Genomic DNA, 14,891 nt, shown 5'->3' with positions numbered 1-14,891 from the left:
TTTGCAACGCTATGTTAATGAAAGTCATGGAGAGCGCTAGATGAGCTGTGAAAAAGCAGGGCGTGTTTTTTTAAGGCAGCGTGGGGTGCGCTAAGACTTTGCAGTGCTGCAATACTGATTGTACTGGGTTTCTGGTTTGCCGCCATGATCGTGATCTCCGCGCCTTGGAAGGCTCGGGAGAGTGTAACTGCCGGCCCTATGGTGTGCGGGACACTATCGAACGTTGTTTATGAGTTTCCTAGAAGTTATGTGATTTATTGGCCAGAATATGAAGGGAAAAGCTCTTGGGAGGTCGGCTTCACTCAAAACAAGAAAGGGTGTGATGCAAACCTGAGGTCGCTTTATATGGCAATGAGCTGGCCGGAAATGCAGCCTGTCTCACACAGTCAAGCGACGTCATTTAGTTTTGACGGTATATCAGTAGCCATTGAGCCATGGCAGCATGGTGAAGCTGGGCTGAGGAGGCAGCTTCACCACTATCTTCGCAAGACGTCCGTAGAAAAAGTTAAGGCTGTAAAATTTAACGAGGCCCTTGGTTTGAATTTTCTAGTGGGGGTCGATAGCGCATTTCCTAGTAATCGTAAAGGTTTTTTCTGGTCTGAGTCTAATGAGCGCATGCAGTATGTCGGTCATTGCAACTGGGTGGAGTATAAGTCCAGTTATACGCGTTGCTATTTAGAGTTCTTGATGCCAGGAGAGCAAAGTATCGTAGAGGTGGAGTTTCTATGGGGGAGGCTAGCTGAGTGGCATAACATTGTTTCAGGGGTAAGTGAGTTTCTTGTTGGTGGTGTTAAATATGGAGTCAGTAAATGATTAGAATCGAAGTTTCCGATGTTGATGAGGCGCATACCGCTTTGCGTGAGAAGGGGCCAGATGCAATGTATGATGTGCTGGCGAAAAAGGGTGATAAATATGCGGTGCTTGCAAATGGCGTCGCGCGAGGTGATTCTTTAGCCGGTGTTGCAGCAATAAATTATATGAAGTCAGTCGCGGCGGGGGTAGGCCGCTCCATGCAAGAAACTGATGTGGACCACGTCAGGGCTCGTATGGCAGATGGCTATCTGGAAGTGTTGCTGAAAAAAGTCAATAAGGGTCCGCTGATTGAGCAGGTGAGCCAGCAAGAAGTTGCGAAGTTTCATAAAGAAGCATTCGAGAGTCTTGGGTATCCAGAAAAAGCATGGACGCTGAAGCCTGTGTTTGACGTGATGGCTGCCGAACACCGAGAAGCTTATTGGCAGCATGTACTTTCCTCTGCGGGAAATCTGACAGATGAGTTTGTGCTGTCTTTTCATACCCATCGGATGATGGCGATGGCATCCGTAATCGCTCCCACCGAGGGTCGTTCGCTTGCCAAGGAGTGGGTGTCCCGAATCGAATCACCCATGGGCGCTTCAGAGATTTTCAGTGCTGCCGCAACATCACTGTTCAATTCTATTGAAGGTAGTTTCAAAGCGCTGTTCAGCTCAGAGGCCATAATCGACCAAAACCTACAGATCGAAATCACCCCTACAACCGAATCTCGCCGCGACCTCCAAGGCCAGGACGACATCCGCAACGACGTCTCCAATGGCTACGTCGACCGTCGTTTGACCCACAGTATCGCCTTCACCGACAGAACCCTCGACAACACCGACTTCACCTCCGCTCAGTTGGGCAGCCTGGCCACCGGGGGTGTGCGCCCTGGTGAGCTTCAGCTCGACCTTAACGTGCGACCCAACCAATACCTGGCTCAGTTTTACCGTGATGAAAGTGAGCAGCCGGACTTCAGCCTGCGCAACGCCGTGGTGCTCAATGGGCTGGCAGCAATGACCACGGTGAATACATTTGTCGATCCGCTTTTGCTTGACCTGAGCGGCCAAGGCGCCGGCCTGACGGGCATCGAGGATGGCGTACTGTTCGATATTGATAACAGTGGGTCACTGCGCCGCACCGGCTGGGCTGACAGGCAGACCGGCATGCTGGTGCATGACGATGGCTCGGGGCAGGTCAGCAACATCAGCCAGCTGTTCTCCGAATACTACGGTGGCAAAGCAGGCAGCGATGGCCGCTCCGGCGAAACACCGTTCAAGGACGGCTTCGCCGCCCTGGCAAGCGTGGATGCAAACGCCGATGGCGCCATCAACGTTGAAGATGCTGTGTGGGCGCAATTGAAAGTGTGGGTCGATGGCAACCACGACGGGCGTGCCGAAGCCAGCGAGTTGAAGGCATTGCAGGAGCATGGCATTAGCCAAGTCAAGCTCGGTCAGGTCGAGCCGGTGGGAGAGGCACGTCAGGGTAACCAGGTCATTTCCCGAGGCACCTTCACCGTCAATGGTGAGGACCGTGAAGTACTGGCGGTGAAGTTCCTCGCCGATACCGTCGGCAATCGGATCGAAGCTCAGGAGGGTGGTACGCTACTGACTTCATCAAGCGGGCCCATTTCCCGACGGGCTTACATCAGCCAGAACCCTCAAGGCAGCGCGTTGGACGCCGCAGCGCTCGGTGTTCAGACACTGTACGGCGCCGAAGGCGATGATGTCCTGTCCGCTGCCCCAGGTGGCAGCTGGCTGGTTGGTGGCGGTGGCAGCAATACATACAACGGCGGGGCGGGCGATGACGTCTTCGTGATCAGTGCCAGTGACGACTGGGTGAACATGCACGGCAATGGTGGGCGTGACACTGCGCTGATCGTGGGGGAGCATGGTGTTGGGCTGAATATGGCCAAGGCCGGGCTGACCATCGCGCAAGGAGGGCGGGGTAAGGATATCATCGCCAGCGGCGGTCAACGCGGAGTTTTCATCAAGGGTGGTTCGGGCGATAGCTTGCTGATCGGTGGCGGCGGCAACGATGTACTGGTCGGTGGCAGTGGCCGCAACGACATCATTGGCGGTACCGGCAAATCCGTTATCTATGCAGGCCCCAACGGTGATCGCATTCAGGCCTCGGCCGGCGGCAGCATTATTTATGCTGGCGGTGGCGGGGATCGGATTACGGGTGGGGCGGCCGATGACGTGATCGAAGCCGGTCGGGGTGATGCCACGATCGATGGAGGCGCGGGAACCAACTTGGTCAGCTTGCATGGTGCACACGACGAGTACCTGATCACACGTACCGAATCGGGTCACCAGATCACCGACACCGTAGCGGGGCGAGATGGCCGCCTGACCTTGAGCAACATCCAGAAGATCAGCTTCGCCGACATTGCCGCTATCGATCTTCTCAGCGCGGGCGCTATGCCAATTGGCGACAGGCTCTCGTCTGAGCAACTGGCTACATTCACCACCACTGATACCGCGCTGATAGTCCCTGCAACGGCGCTGCTGGCCAATGACCAGCCATTCAACAGCAGCGGGCCGTTGCGCATCGCGTCGGTCAGTGCTGGCAAGGGTGCAACAGTGCGGCTGAACGAGCAGGGTGATGTAGAGGTCACGCCGTTGCCTGGCTATGACGGTGATGTCAGTTTCCGCTATGGCCTGGTCGATGCGGCCGGCAACGCCTCCATGAGCGTGACTGAGGTGGGCAGCGGTGCATCGGCACCCTTGCGCGCGACGGTAACGTTGCGTCACGAACTATCGCCTGGTGACCCGCTCTCTGGGCGACAGTGGTATCTCGACGAGATCGATGTCGCGCCAGTGTGGCGTGATTTCACGGGCAAGGGGGTGCGGATCGGGCAGTTCGAGCCGGGTGGAGAATTTGCCGTTGCGCCGGAAATTTTCGATATAGAGCACCCTGATCTCAAACCCAATATTGATCCCATCTGGCTGCAAACCCAACGCACCAATGGCACGCTGCCTGCTCTGGCGTCCAATCACGCTACTCAAGTAGCGGGTGTCATGGTCGGAGCGCGCAATGATCAAGGGGGGATCGGTGTCGCTTACGATGCGACGATTGGTGGGCATTACCTAGCCAACAAGGGCGACGACTTGACCAACTTGAGCCAGATGGTCAATTACGACATTGCCAACAACAGTTGGGGGTTCAAAACTGACTTCGCACTCGGGAATGTATCGGAAGGAAAGGTCGATACCGCTCTAGCGCTGGCTTTCAGTACTACACTTGCGGCCACCAATGGTCGTGGTGGACTTGGCACCATCGTCGTCGCCTCTGGCGGCAATCAGCGCAACAAAGGTGGTAGTGCGCAAGGCTCGCTGACCAACAACAACCGCCATGCCATTGAAGTTGCGGCCATCAATGCAAAGGCAGACCTCTCGCTGTTGCAAGCTGCTACTGCACCCTTTTCCAACCCAGGCTCCAGCTTGCTGGTCGCCGCGCCAGGGAGCCATGTGTTGTCCACTGGCGTCAGCCTTGAAGCGGAGCGGGGTGCATCGGTGGGCAGTGCCTACAGCACGACCCAGGGCACCAGCTTCGCCGCGCCGATTGTATCAGGCGTAGTGGCGTTGATGCTGCAGGCCAATCCGGGCCTCGGTTACCGAGATGTTCAGCAGATCCTCGCACTGTCTGCTCGCAAGGTGGATGACGCATCTACCCAGTGGGCTTACAACGCAGGGCGCAACTGGAATGGCGCAGGCATGCACACCAGTCACGACTACGGTTTCGGCATGATCGACGCCCGTGCGGCGGTGCGCCTTGCCGAGTCCTGGGGGAGCCAGGCGACCAAGGCCAATGAACGATTACTGACCATCACCAGTGAGCCACTGGCTCAACAGGTTGCGGCAGGGCAAATTGTGACATTGTCCCTGACGCTGCCGGCTGATGTGCTGGTGGAGCATGTGGAGGTCGATGTCCACTCGATGGTGGGCCGCCTTGGTGACATGGCGCTCATGCTGGTTTCGCCTGGTGGCACGCGGAGCGTGTTGCTCGATCGCGCGGGCAAGGCACCGGGCTCTGGCGATGACGATCTGGGCGATTCGCGCTCGGGGGCGTTCAAGTACGGGTTCGTGTCGACCCATCATCGTGCAGAGCGCTCGGCAGGAGTGTGGCAACTCGAGGTGCGCAATGCTGACGCTGGCTTACCGTTGACGCTCGATCGTTGGGCGTTGCGCCTTGTTGGTAGTCCCGACACGCTCGATGATGTTTATTACTTCACTGACGAATACCCTAACCTGGCGGCAGAAAACGTTGGACGGGCGCAGCTTGACGATGCAAGCAGCGGCACCGCAGGCGGGCGCAACACGTTGAATGCGGCGGCTGTAAGTCGAGGTATTTCGGTGGATCTGAACAGCGGCAGCGCCACTATTGCCGGGGCGGCGCTCACCATAACACCAGGTTCGGTGCATAACCTCATCAGTGGTGACGGCGACGATACGTTGATTGCCGGGTCTGCCGGAGCGCTTCTCGATGGCGGGCGCGGTTACAACCTGCTCAAAGGCGGGGCAGGTACTGACCGCTATGTTATCCACAGGCGTGCAGCCGGCAACGATGTTCTCGAACACTTCGATGCTTCTCGTGAAGTAATTGACCTGGTCGGCTTCGGCGGGCGTAGGTTTACTGACCTGCAGATACAGCAGGACGGCAATGCAATTGTGCTAGACCTTGGCAATGGGCAGGCACTGAAGCTCGTGGGCAAGACTGTCGCTGAACTCCAGTCAGCGAACTTCCGCTTCCTTGACACCTTCACGGCCGCGCCGGGCTACTTCGAGGGCAGCCCTGAAGGGCAGATGCTCCCGCCTGTCAGCGCGAATGTTCTGCTTAACGGTGGTGCAGGTGGCGTGTCGCTGACAAGCGACGAGTCGGGACAGCTGGTGGCTTCTTTGACAGGCACGATCTATGCCCCACCAACGGTGGCGCCCAGCGTGTTCATGGTGGCCAAACAAGACGGTGTGAGCGATTACAAGAACACCTTGCGCGGGTTCCGGCACGGAATTGACAAGATAGACGTTAGCCAGCTAGGCATCAGTCGCTTCGAGGATCTTCAGGTCAATAAAGCCCAGCGTTTCATGCTCAATGACTTTGCGCAGATTCATGGTGTGGCTGTTGATACCCAGGCATCGCCAGGGCAGGAGGGTATCGTTAACCTGTTGTACCTGGATACGCTCGAAGTTGCGCAAGTGACAGCGCAGGACTTTATCTTTGCACAGCCGGCAATCGTCACATCTGAAGAGGCTGCCGTGCCTGAGGCATTAGCCCTTTCTGCAACGGTTCCTCTGGTTGCAGTCGAGCGCTCGCTACCGAGTCTGGGTGCTCTCGTTGATGCAATGGCTGCATTCGCCCCTGAGCCAGCAGGCCCTGCGTTGTTCGGGGATACATCGGCGCAACGCATCGACTCGACGATTGCCGTAGCGGCCTAGTCGTTGCCCTGTAGCGGTTGGAGCGATGTTTGATGGCCTTATCGCTGGCAAGCCAGCCCCCACAGTTTGCATCACTGGCTTCAGGCCTGGTGTGGTATCTGTAGGAGCGGGCTTGTCCGCAAAAAATCCAACATCTATCTCAAGGGCGGCGCTCGAAGTTCTTCGCCGCGGCAGCCGCCAGGTCCGGTGGCAGGAAGTCCTTGTCCGGGTTGTAGTCCGCTTTCAGGTAACGCTTGAGGTCCTGCAGGTCTTGCGGGCTCAGGGTGCCGGCTGCCTGCTTCAGGCTCAGGTTGTCGAGAATGTAGTCATAGCGGCTGTTGTTGTAGTCGCGCACCGAGGTGTACAGCTGGCGCTGGGCATCGAGCACGTCGACGATGTTGCGTGTACCGACCTGGTAACCGATTTCGGTGGCTTCCAGCGCACTCTGGTTGGAGATGATCGACTGCTTGCGCGCCTGTACCTGCTCTACATCGGTGTTCACCGCGCGGTGCAGGTTGCGGGTGTTTTCCACCACCTGGCGGCGCAGGCTTTCGCGTTGCTGCTCGCTCTGGCTCAGGCGCTGGTAGGCCTCGCGCACCTGCGAGCTGGTCAGGCCGCCGCTGTAGATCGGGATGTTCAGTTGCAGGCCGATGCTGGTCTGCTCGACATCGCCGCCGTAGCGCGTGACGGGGGCTGGTGCGGGGTTGGTGAAACCGAAGTTGTCGTTGTCACCTTTCTGGTACTTGGCCACTGCGTCAAGGGTCGGCGCATGGCCGGCCTTGCGCTGGCGCAGGGTTTCTTCGGCGGCGGAAACCGCGTAGTTGGTCGCCAACAGGTTGAGGTTCTGGCGACCAGCGGTTTCTACCCAGGCCTTGGCGTCGTTAGGTGTAGGCACCTGCACCGGTAGGGTGTGCACCACCCCCTGGATCGAGGTGTATTCGCGGTTGGTCAGGGTCACCAGGGCCTCGAAGGCGTCTTGCACCTGGCGTTCGGCGATGATCCGGTTGGCCCGGGCGGTGTCGTAGCTGGCTTGGGACTGCAGCACGTCGGTCTTGTCGGAAAGGCCGACGTCGAAGCGTTCGTTGGACTGGTCCAGCTGGCGTTTGAAGGCCGCTTCCTCGGCCTTGGTCGCGGCCAGGTTGTCCTGTGCGCGAAGTACGGCGAAGTAGTTCTGCGCGGTTTGCAGGATCAGGTTCTGCTCGGTCGCCGACAGCTCCAGCGCTGCCTGTTCGTTGACCGCTTCGGCCGCTTGCAGCTGGAACCAGCGGTCAGCGCGGAAGATCGGCTGAGCCAGGGTGGCGCTCCAGGTGTTGCCGCTGCGGTTGCTGGTGGTCGATGGTTCGTCCAGCTTGGTGCGCGTGTTCAGCATTTCGGCGCCGGCCGACAGGTTTGGCAGCAACCCGGCACGGGCTTGGGGCACCACCTCTTTGCGGGCGCCGTAATCGGCGCGTGCCGCCGCCAGGTCGGCGTTGTTGTCGACCGCTTCCTGATAGACGCTGACCAGGTCGGTCTTTACTGATTGGGGCACGTCCGCTGCCCAGACCACTCCGTTGGACGCACAAGACACGGCTATCGCCAGTGAGAGTTTGCGCAGCATAGAGGCAATCCTTGTACGAAATTTAATTACTGAACTGTTGAGTATCGCGCGACGGGCCAGTGTAGTGCCATGCGCACCCGGCAACAATCGCTTGGTGTGCCTTTCATCATCCGCGCATTTACCCGCTTGGCTTTGCCGACCACTCCAGTCTAGACTGCGCAGGTTCTTGTCGGGGTGCCTTGAAGCAAAGGCTGAGATCGCAGAGGTGCGGATCCCGTTGAACCTGATCAGGTTAGCGCCTGCGTAGGGAACAAGATTGCTCGCCTTCCCGGGGAGCCTCTTGTGCCAGGTCCGGGATTGTCACAGCTGCATGCAGCTTCAGGCACCCCTATACCCGGCACTGCACTCCAAAGAGGGTGCGTCCGCGCGTTTCAGGTTCACCCCGACATTCCACTGCTAGGAAGCCGTCTGGAGAGCCTGTGATGACCAAACAAGAAAAAGCGATCAACCTCAGCGAATCGGCACAAGTCGATCAGCAGTCCGTGCAACCGTTCCCGCGTTCGCGCAAGGTCTATGTCGAAGGCTCGCGCCCGGACATCCGTGTACCCATGCGTGAAATCAGCCTGGATGACACCCCTACCGATTTTGGTGGCGAGACCAATGCCCCGGTGCTGGTGTACGACACCTCCGGCCCATACACCGACCCCAACGTGATCATCGACGTGCGCAAAGGCCTGGCCGACGTGCGTTCAGCGTGGATCGACGCCCGTGGTGACACCGAGCGCCTGGACGGCCTGAGCTCCGACTTCGGCCAGCAGCGCCTGAACGACGCCGAGCTGGCCAAGCTGCGTTTCGCCCATGTGCGCAACCCGCGTCGTGCCAAGGCGGGTGCCAACGTCTCGCAGATGCACTATGCCCGCCAGGGCATCATCACCGCCGAGATGGAATACGTGGCCATCCGCGAAAACATGAAGCTGCAGGAGGCCCGCGCAGCTGGCCTGCTCAAAGAGCAGCATGCTGGCCACAGCTTCGGTGCCAACATCCCGAAGGAAATCACCCCCGAATTCGTCCGCCAGGAAATCGCCCGTGGCCGCGCGATCATTCCGGCCAACATCAACCACCCGGAAGTTGAGCCGATGATCATCGGCCGCAATTTCCTGGTGAAGATCAACGGCAACATCGGCAACAGCGCCTTGGGGTCCTCGATCGAGGAAGAAGTGGCCAAGCTGACCTGGGGCATCCGCTGGGGCTCGGACACGGTCATGGACCTGTCCACCGGCAAGCACATTCACGAAACCCGCGAGTGGATCATCCGCAACTCGCCGGTGCCGATCGGCACCGTGCCGATCTATCAGGCCCTGGAAAAGGTCAACGGCGTGGCCGAGGACCTGACCTGGGAGCTGTTCCGCGACACACTGATCGAGCAGGCCGAGCAGGGGGTGGACTACTTCACTATTCACGCCGGTGTGCTGCTGCGTTATGTGCCGCTGACCGCCAAGCGTGTCACCGGTATCGTCAGCCGTGGGGGCTCGATCATGGCCAAGTGGTGCCTGGCGCATCACAAGGAAAACTTCCTGTACACCCACTTCGACGAAATCTGCGAAATCATGAAGGCCTACGACGTCAGCTTCTCGCTGGGCGACGGCCTGCGCCCTGGCTCGATTGCCGACGCCAACGACGCCGCGCAGTTCGGTGAGCTGGAAACCCTCGGCGAACTGACCAAGATTGCCTGGAAGCACGACGTGCAATGCATGATCGAAGGCCCTGGCCACGTGCCGATGCAATTGATCAAAGAGAACATGGACAAGCAGCTGGAGTGCTGCGACGAAGCGCCGTTCTACACCCTCGGCCCACTGACCACCGACATTGCTCCGGGCTACGACCACATCACTTCGGGTATTGGTGCGGCGATGATCGGCTGGTTCGGTTGCGCCATGCTGTGCTACGTCACGCCCAAGGAACATTTGGGCCTGCCGAACAAAGACGACGTCAAGACCGGCATCATCACCTACAAGATCGCCGCGCATGCCGCCGACCTTGCCAAGGGCCACCCAGGTGCGCAGATTCGCGACAACGCCCTGTCGAAGGCGCGTTTCGAGTTCCGTTGGGAAGACCAGTTCAACCTTGGCCTTGACCCGGACACGGCCCGTGCCTTCCACGACGAGACGCTGCCGAAGGAGTCGGCCAAGGTCGCGCACTTCTGCTCGATGTGCGGGCCGAAGTTCTGCTCGATGAAGATCACCCAGGAAGTGCGTGAGTACGCCGCCAAGATCGAGGCCGTGGATGTGACGGTCGAAGAAGGCATGCGTGAGCAGGCCGAGCGGTTCCGCCAGGAAGGCAGCCAGCTGTACCACAAAGTGTAAGAACGCTGGGGCCGCTTAGCGGCCCTTTCGCGACACAAGGCCGCTCCCACAGGGACCGCACAAGGCTCAAGGCCTGCGCGGCCACTGTGGGAGCGGCCTTGCGTCGCGATTTGAGGACGAAGTCCTTGCCAAGAACACCAACAACATTGCCGGCGAGCGCCAACCATGACATCACCCAGCCAATTCTCCCCCGACCACCCGGTCCCCACCCACCAGCGTATCTTCGGTGCCCGCGACCTGTTCTCGCTGTGGTTCTCCCTAGGCATTGGCCTGATGGTGCTGCAAGTCGGTGCCATGCTGGCGCCAGGCCTGGGCCTTGCCGGCGCGGTGCTGGCCATCGCCCTGGGCACCGGTGTCGGTGTGCTGTTGCTGGGCGCCGCCGGGGTGATCGGCAGCGACACCGGCCTGTCCGCCATGGGCACGTTGAAACTCAGCCTGGGCAGCCATGGCGCGCGTTTGCCGGCGTTGCTCAACCTGCTGCAACTGGTGGGCTGGGGCGCGTTCGAAATCATCGTCATGCGCGATGCTGCCAGCCTGTTGGGCGCGCGAGCCTTCGGTGAGGAGAGTGCCTGGAACAGCCCGATGCTGTGGACCCTGTGTTTCGGTGCGCTAGCCACCTTGCTGGCCGTCAGCGGGCCACTGGCCTTCGTGCGCAAGGTGCTGCGCGCCTGGGGGATCTGGTTGCTGCTGGGCGCTTGCGTCTGGCTCACCTGGAACCTGTTCGCCAAGGCCGACCTGGCTGATCTGTGGAGCCGCGCGGGTGACGGTTCGATGTCCCTGGCGGTGGGCTTTGATATCGTCATCGCCATGCCGCTGTCCTGGTTGCCACTGATTGCCGACTACTCGCGTTTCGCCCGCAACGGCAAGCATGTGTTCGGTGGCACGGTCGTGGGCTATTTCATCGGCAACACCTGGCTGATGAGCCTGGGCGTGGCCTACACCCTGGCTTTCGCCGCCAGTGGCGAAGTCAATGCGCTGCTGCTGGCGCTGGCGGGGGCCGGCATGGGTATCCCGTTGCTGCTGATTCTGCTGGATGAGTCGGAAAAAGCCTTCGCCGACATCCACTCGGCGGCAGTTTCAACCGGTGTGCTGCTGCCGCTGAAGGTCGAGCACCTGGCACTTGCGATCGGCGTGCTGTGCACCTTGATCGCCCTGCTGGCCCCCTTGGCCCAGTATGAGAACTTCCTGTTGCTGATCGGTTCGGTATTCGCGCCGCTGTTCGGTGTGGTGCTGATGGACCATTACGTGATCCGTCGTCGTCGCCTGCCTGCGCAAATCGATGGCTTGCACTGGCAAGCGCTGGTGGCCTGGTTTGCGGGTGTGGCGGCCTATCACCTGATTGCCGCTAATGCACCGGAACTGGGCGCTACCCTGCCAGCATTGCTGCTGGCAGGTGTGCTGCATGGGCTGCTAAGCCTCAGCCGCGGCCGGGAAACAGCTCAGGCTTGAGCACGCCATTGAGGCGTGGGTAGGGGATCTTCAATTCCACGTGGCCCATGGAGTAGGGCGCGATGGCATAGACCTCGTACTTGACCACTACCGCGCCGTACGTCAGGGCGATGTGCGGCGACTTCTTGAACGGCCAGGTTTTGACGAACTCGGCGTCCTTGTCCATGCCCACGCTCATCAACCAGGCGCGGTGTGACTCCTCGACGGTTTTCCAGAAGGTGTCCTCCTGGCCCGGCACCAACATGTCCTGCAGGGTCAGTACCTTGTCCAGCTTGCGCGAGTAGTTGATGAAGCCACGCCCCGGCATGCCGTGGGCGCCACCGCTGTCCAGGTAGCTGGACAACTCGATGATCACCAGCCCGTCATGCTGCTCGCGTACCTTGGCCTGCAAGTAGCTGCTGTTACGTTTGTCGGCATTGGCCAGGTATTGCTGTTCGTAGGCCTGCAGGGTGCTTGGCGCGGTGCCATGCTGATTGTCTTCGGTCAATTGCAGCAGGCGTTTTTCAACGATGCCATCGAGCTTGGGCAGGGCCGGGAAGTGGACCATGTCGATATTCACCAGCGGGCAGTCACGCTCGCTGCAGCCGGGTTTGACATGCTCCCAGGCGTCGCGCTTGACCTCGAGCGGAGCCCGGTAGTTGGGCGTGAACAGGCTCTGGCAGGCGCCTAGAGCGAGTGCCAGCACGGCCACGGAAGTCAGTTTGACAAGTGTCATGATGATCCTTGCAGAACAGGGAAAAGTCGGCCTTTGACCGTCTGCGCGGCCTTCAGTTCGCCACTAAGCTAACAGAGTGAAGACCTGCTGTCCCGAGTGCGCCAGCGGTTGCCAGAAAGGGATGAAACCGGCAGGCGTGCAGAGTAGGATGGCGCGAAGCAGTATTCGAGGTAATGAGGATTTCCATGTCAGACGCGTTGAACTCAGTGCCCAAGGGCTTCGAAATCATCGAGCGGGCCAATTGCTTCCAGGGCTTTTACAAGCTCGACAAGCTACGCCTGCGCCATGAGTTGTTTGCCGGGGGCATGGGCCGCGAGATCAGCCGTGAACTGTTCGTGCGCCATGATGCCGTGTGCGTGCTGCCGTACGACCCGTTGCGCGATGAAGTGGTGCTGATCGAACAGTTCCGTGTGGGTGCACTGGACAAGGTCGATAACCCCTGGCTGATCGAAATGGTTGCCGGGCTGATCGACAAGGACGAGCAACCCGAGGAAGTCGCTCACCGCGAAGCTGAGGAAGAAGCTGGCCTGACATTCAGCGCCCTGTGGCCTATGACGCGTTACTTCCCGTCGCCTGGCGGTAGTGACGAATATGTTCACCTGTTCCTTGGCCGTTGCAGCAGCCAGGGCGCGGGCGGCCTGCATGGCCTGGAAGAAGAGGGTGAAGACATCCGTGTGCGTGTGTGGTCGTTCGAGGATGCCTTGCAGGCGGTGCGCGACGGGCGCATCTGCAACGCAGCGACCATCATTGGCCTGCAATGGCTGGCGCTGAACCGTGACGAAGTACGAGGTATGTGGAAGTGAACCTGCTGCGTGAGCGCTATCGAGTCGACCTGGTCGGGCTGCAGGCAGCCTGCGAGGCCAACTACGCCCGGCTGATGCGTCTGTTGCCTGACATGCGCACCACTCAAAGCTCGCGCCGTATCGGTATGACCCAGGGCGACCAGATGCTCGGTGTGCTGGTGCTCGACGTGGTGCTGGCCTGCCCATACACCACCACGTTGCACGTGCGCCAGGAACACAGCCTGCCGTGGTTGCCCGTGCCGCACCTGGAGGTGCAGGTGTACCACGATGCACGCATGGCCGAAGTGGTCAGCGCCGAACACACCCGGCGCCTGCGCAGTATTTACCCCTACCCGAACGCGGCCATGCATCAGCCGGACGAAAAGGCCCAGCTCAACCTGTTCCTCGGTGAATGGCTCAGCCACTGCCTGGCCTGTGGCCATGAACTGGCAAGTGTTCGCTGAATTGTGACGTGGGTCGGTTGCGGGTGTTTGCTCGTGACCTTCGCGCAGCCATAATTCGTGCTGAAATCGTTCGAGGAGATGGCCGTTGTCGCCGCCAGACCAATCCCGCCCCGTGCATGTGGTGCAACTGACTGATGCCCACCTGTTCGCCGACCCGGCCGGCAGCATGCTGGGCCTGAAAACCCGTGACAGCCTGCGCCATGTGGTGGCCCAGGTGCGGCGCGAGCAGCCGCTTGTCGATTTGTTGCTGTGTACGGGCGACCTGTCCCAGGACGCCAGCGTTGCATCCTATGAAGCGTTTCGTGAACTGACCGCAACGTTTGCCGCGCCCACCCGCTGGTTGCCGGGCAACCATGACGAGGCCCAGGTGATGGCGCACGTGGCGCCAGAGCTGGTACAAGCGGTCACCGATATGGGTACGTGGCGCGTCATCATGCTCAACACCGCCGTGCACGGCGCTACCCACGGGTTTCTCGAAGATGGCCAGTTGGCCGTGTTGAAAGAAGCCTTGAAAGATGCGGGCGAGCGGCATTGCCTGGTGTGTTTCCACCATCAGCCGGTGGACATTGGCTGCGCCTGGATCGCGCCGATCGGCTTGCGCAATGCCCAGGCGCTGTTCGACATTGTCGAGGGTTATCCACAGGTGCGGGCCTTGCTGTGGGGGCATGTGCATCAGGAGTGGGATGAAGTACGCGGGGGGCGGCGTTTGCTGGCTACTCCGTCGACCTGTATCCAGTTCGCCGCACGCAGCGAAGACTTCAAAGTGAGCGAAGAACAGCCGGGCTACCGCTGGTTGCGTCTGCATGCCGACGGGCGGCTGGAAACCGGGGTGGAGCGGGCGCTGGACTTCGCTGTGAAACTCGACTTCGATAGCCCAGGGTATTGAAGAAATTGTTGCGAAACCCGTGACACTGCGTCAAAACCCGGCGAACGCGCTACACTGCGCGTCCCTGCGCCCGCACCATCAGGCGCGAAGCCACAGATTCCGGGGGCAGCATGTCGGGTTCCATCCTCTATATCCATGGCTTCAACAGCTCGCCGCTTTCGACCAAGGCGCGCCAGCTCGAAGCCGTGATGCAGCAACTGGGCTTGTCGGCCCAGCTACGTGTGCCCGCCTTGCACCACCACCCACGCCAGGCCATCGCCCAGCTCGAAGCGGCCATCGCCGAACTTGGTGCGCCACTGTTGGTGGGCAGTTCGCTCGGCGGCTACTATGCCACCCATCTGGCCGAGCGCCATGGCCTCAAGGCGTTGCTGGTCAACCCGGCGGTAACCCCGCACAAGCATTTCGACGGTTACCTGGGCACCCAGCGCAATCACTACAGCGGTGAAACCTGGGAGCTGACCCACGACCACGTGCAGGCACTGGCCGAGC

General features: G+C 60.1%; 10 protein-coding genes and 1 riboswitch. Of the genes, 8 read left to right on the top strand and 2 right to left on the bottom strand.

Annotation, left to right across the window (positions count from 1 at the left end):
- The first annotated feature begins 144 nt into the window (after positions 1-144).
- Both APH35_RS28875 and APH35_RS21965 read left to right on the top strand, forming a co-directional pair.
- Positions 145-813 (top strand): hypothetical protein, encoded by a 669-nt coding sequence (locus APH35_RS28875; protein WP_156341236.1) that lies wholly within the window; start codon positions 145-147, stop codon positions 811-813.
- On the top strand, positions 810-6,227 hold the full coding sequence (locus APH35_RS21965) for a S8 family serine peptidase (protein WP_060515506.1): 5,418 nt from the start codon (positions 810-812) through the stop codon (positions 6,225-6,227). The genes APH35_RS28875 and APH35_RS21965 overlap by 4 nt, the downstream gene beginning before the upstream one ends.
- A 139-nt stretch (positions 6,228-6,366) precedes the next feature.
- On the opposite strand, the gene APH35_RS21960 is transcribed toward APH35_RS21965, so the two are convergent.
- Complete coding sequence (locus APH35_RS21960) at positions 6,367-7,803, bottom strand: TolC family outer membrane protein (protein ID WP_012274487.1); 1,437 nt, start codon at positions 7,801-7,803, stop codon at positions 6,367-6,369.
- 160 nt (positions 7,804-7,963) lie between these two features.
- Positions 7,964-8,070, top strand: a riboswitch (TPP riboswitch).
- Positions 8,071-8,225: 155 nt separating this feature from the next.
- Between APH35_RS21960 and thiC the strand changes: the two genes are divergently transcribed.
- Complete coding sequence (gene thiC, locus APH35_RS21955; protein WP_060515505.1) at positions 8,226-10,106, top strand: phosphomethylpyrimidine synthase ThiC; 1,881 nt, start codon at positions 8,226-8,228, stop codon at positions 10,104-10,106.
- A 165-nt stretch (positions 10,107-10,271) separates the two neighbouring features.
- Complete coding sequence (gene cytX, locus APH35_RS21950; protein ID WP_012274485.1) at positions 10,272-11,555, top strand: putative hydroxymethylpyrimidine transporter CytX; 1,284 nt, start codon at positions 10,272-10,274, stop codon at positions 11,553-11,555.
- Here cytX and APH35_RS21945 read toward each other — a convergent pair.
- Complete coding sequence (locus APH35_RS21945) at positions 11,524-12,270, bottom strand: RsiV family protein (RefSeq protein WP_012274484.1); 747 nt, start codon at positions 12,268-12,270, stop codon at positions 11,524-11,526. The genes cytX and APH35_RS21945 overlap by 32 nt on opposite strands.
- A 185-nt stretch (positions 12,271-12,455) precedes the next feature.
- On the opposite strand from APH35_RS21945, the gene APH35_RS21940 reads away from it, so the two are divergent.
- The 4 genes from APH35_RS21940 to APH35_RS21925 all read left to right on the top strand — a co-directional run.
- Positions 12,456-13,073: an NUDIX domain-containing protein gene (locus tag APH35_RS21940; protein WP_012274483.1), complete on the top strand. Its 618-nt coding sequence runs from the start codon at positions 12,456-12,458 to the stop codon at positions 13,071-13,073.
- Entirely contained in the window at positions 13,064-13,516 is a 453-nt protein-coding gene (locus tag APH35_RS21935) for a DUF1249 domain-containing protein (protein ID WP_041166609.1), read from the top strand. The genes APH35_RS21940 and APH35_RS21935 overlap by 10 nt, the downstream gene beginning before the upstream one ends.
- 85 nt (positions 13,517-13,601) lie before the next feature.
- The gene (gene cpdA, locus APH35_RS21930) at positions 13,602-14,402 is read left to right on the top strand and encodes a 3',5'-cyclic-AMP phosphodiesterase (protein WP_012274481.1); all 801 of its coding nucleotides are present in this window, start codon (positions 13,602-13,604) and stop codon (positions 14,400-14,402) included.
- A 110-nt stretch (positions 14,403-14,512) separates the two neighbouring features.
- On the top strand, positions 14,513-14,891 hold a 379-nt coding region (locus APH35_RS21925; RefSeq protein ID WP_305728971.1), incomplete at its 3' end, for a YqiA/YcfP family alpha/beta fold hydrolase.

Source organism: Pseudomonas sp. NBRC 111132 (assembly GCF_001320565.1).
Classification (GTDB): domain Bacteria; phylum Pseudomonadota; class Gammaproteobacteria; order Pseudomonadales; family Pseudomonadaceae; genus Aquipseudomonas; species Aquipseudomonas putida_P.
The sequence above is the reverse complement of the archived record's forward strand: the minus strand, read 5'-3'. Positions and strand labels throughout refer to the sequence as shown.

What these genes read in the sequence shown, in the direction of transcription:
- APH35_RS28875 (WP_156341236.1), top strand. Translation starts at nt 145, where the DNA reads ATGATCGTGATCTCCGCGCCTTGGAAGGCTCGGGAGAGTGTAACTGCC.
- APH35_RS21965 (WP_060515506.1), top strand. Translation starts at nt 810, where the DNA reads ATGATTAGAATCGAAGTTTCCGATGTTGATGAGGCGCATACCGCTTTG.
- APH35_RS21960 (WP_012274487.1), bottom strand. Translation starts at nt 7,803, where the DNA reads ATGCTGCGCAAACTCTCACTGGCGATAGCCGTGTCTTGTGCGTCCAAC.
- thiC (WP_060515505.1), top strand. Translation starts at nt 8,226, where the DNA reads ATGACCAAACAAGAAAAAGCGATCAACCTCAGCGAATCGGCACAAGTC.
- cytX (WP_012274485.1), top strand. Translation starts at nt 10,272, where the DNA reads ATGACATCACCCAGCCAATTCTCCCCCGACCACCCGGTCCCCACCCAC.
- APH35_RS21945 (WP_012274484.1), bottom strand. Translation starts at nt 12,270, where the DNA reads ATGACACTTGTCAAACTGACTTCCGTGGCCGTGCTGGCACTCGCTCTA.
- APH35_RS21940 (WP_012274483.1), top strand. Translation starts at nt 12,456, where the DNA reads ATGTCAGACGCGTTGAACTCAGTGCCCAAGGGCTTCGAAATCATCGAG.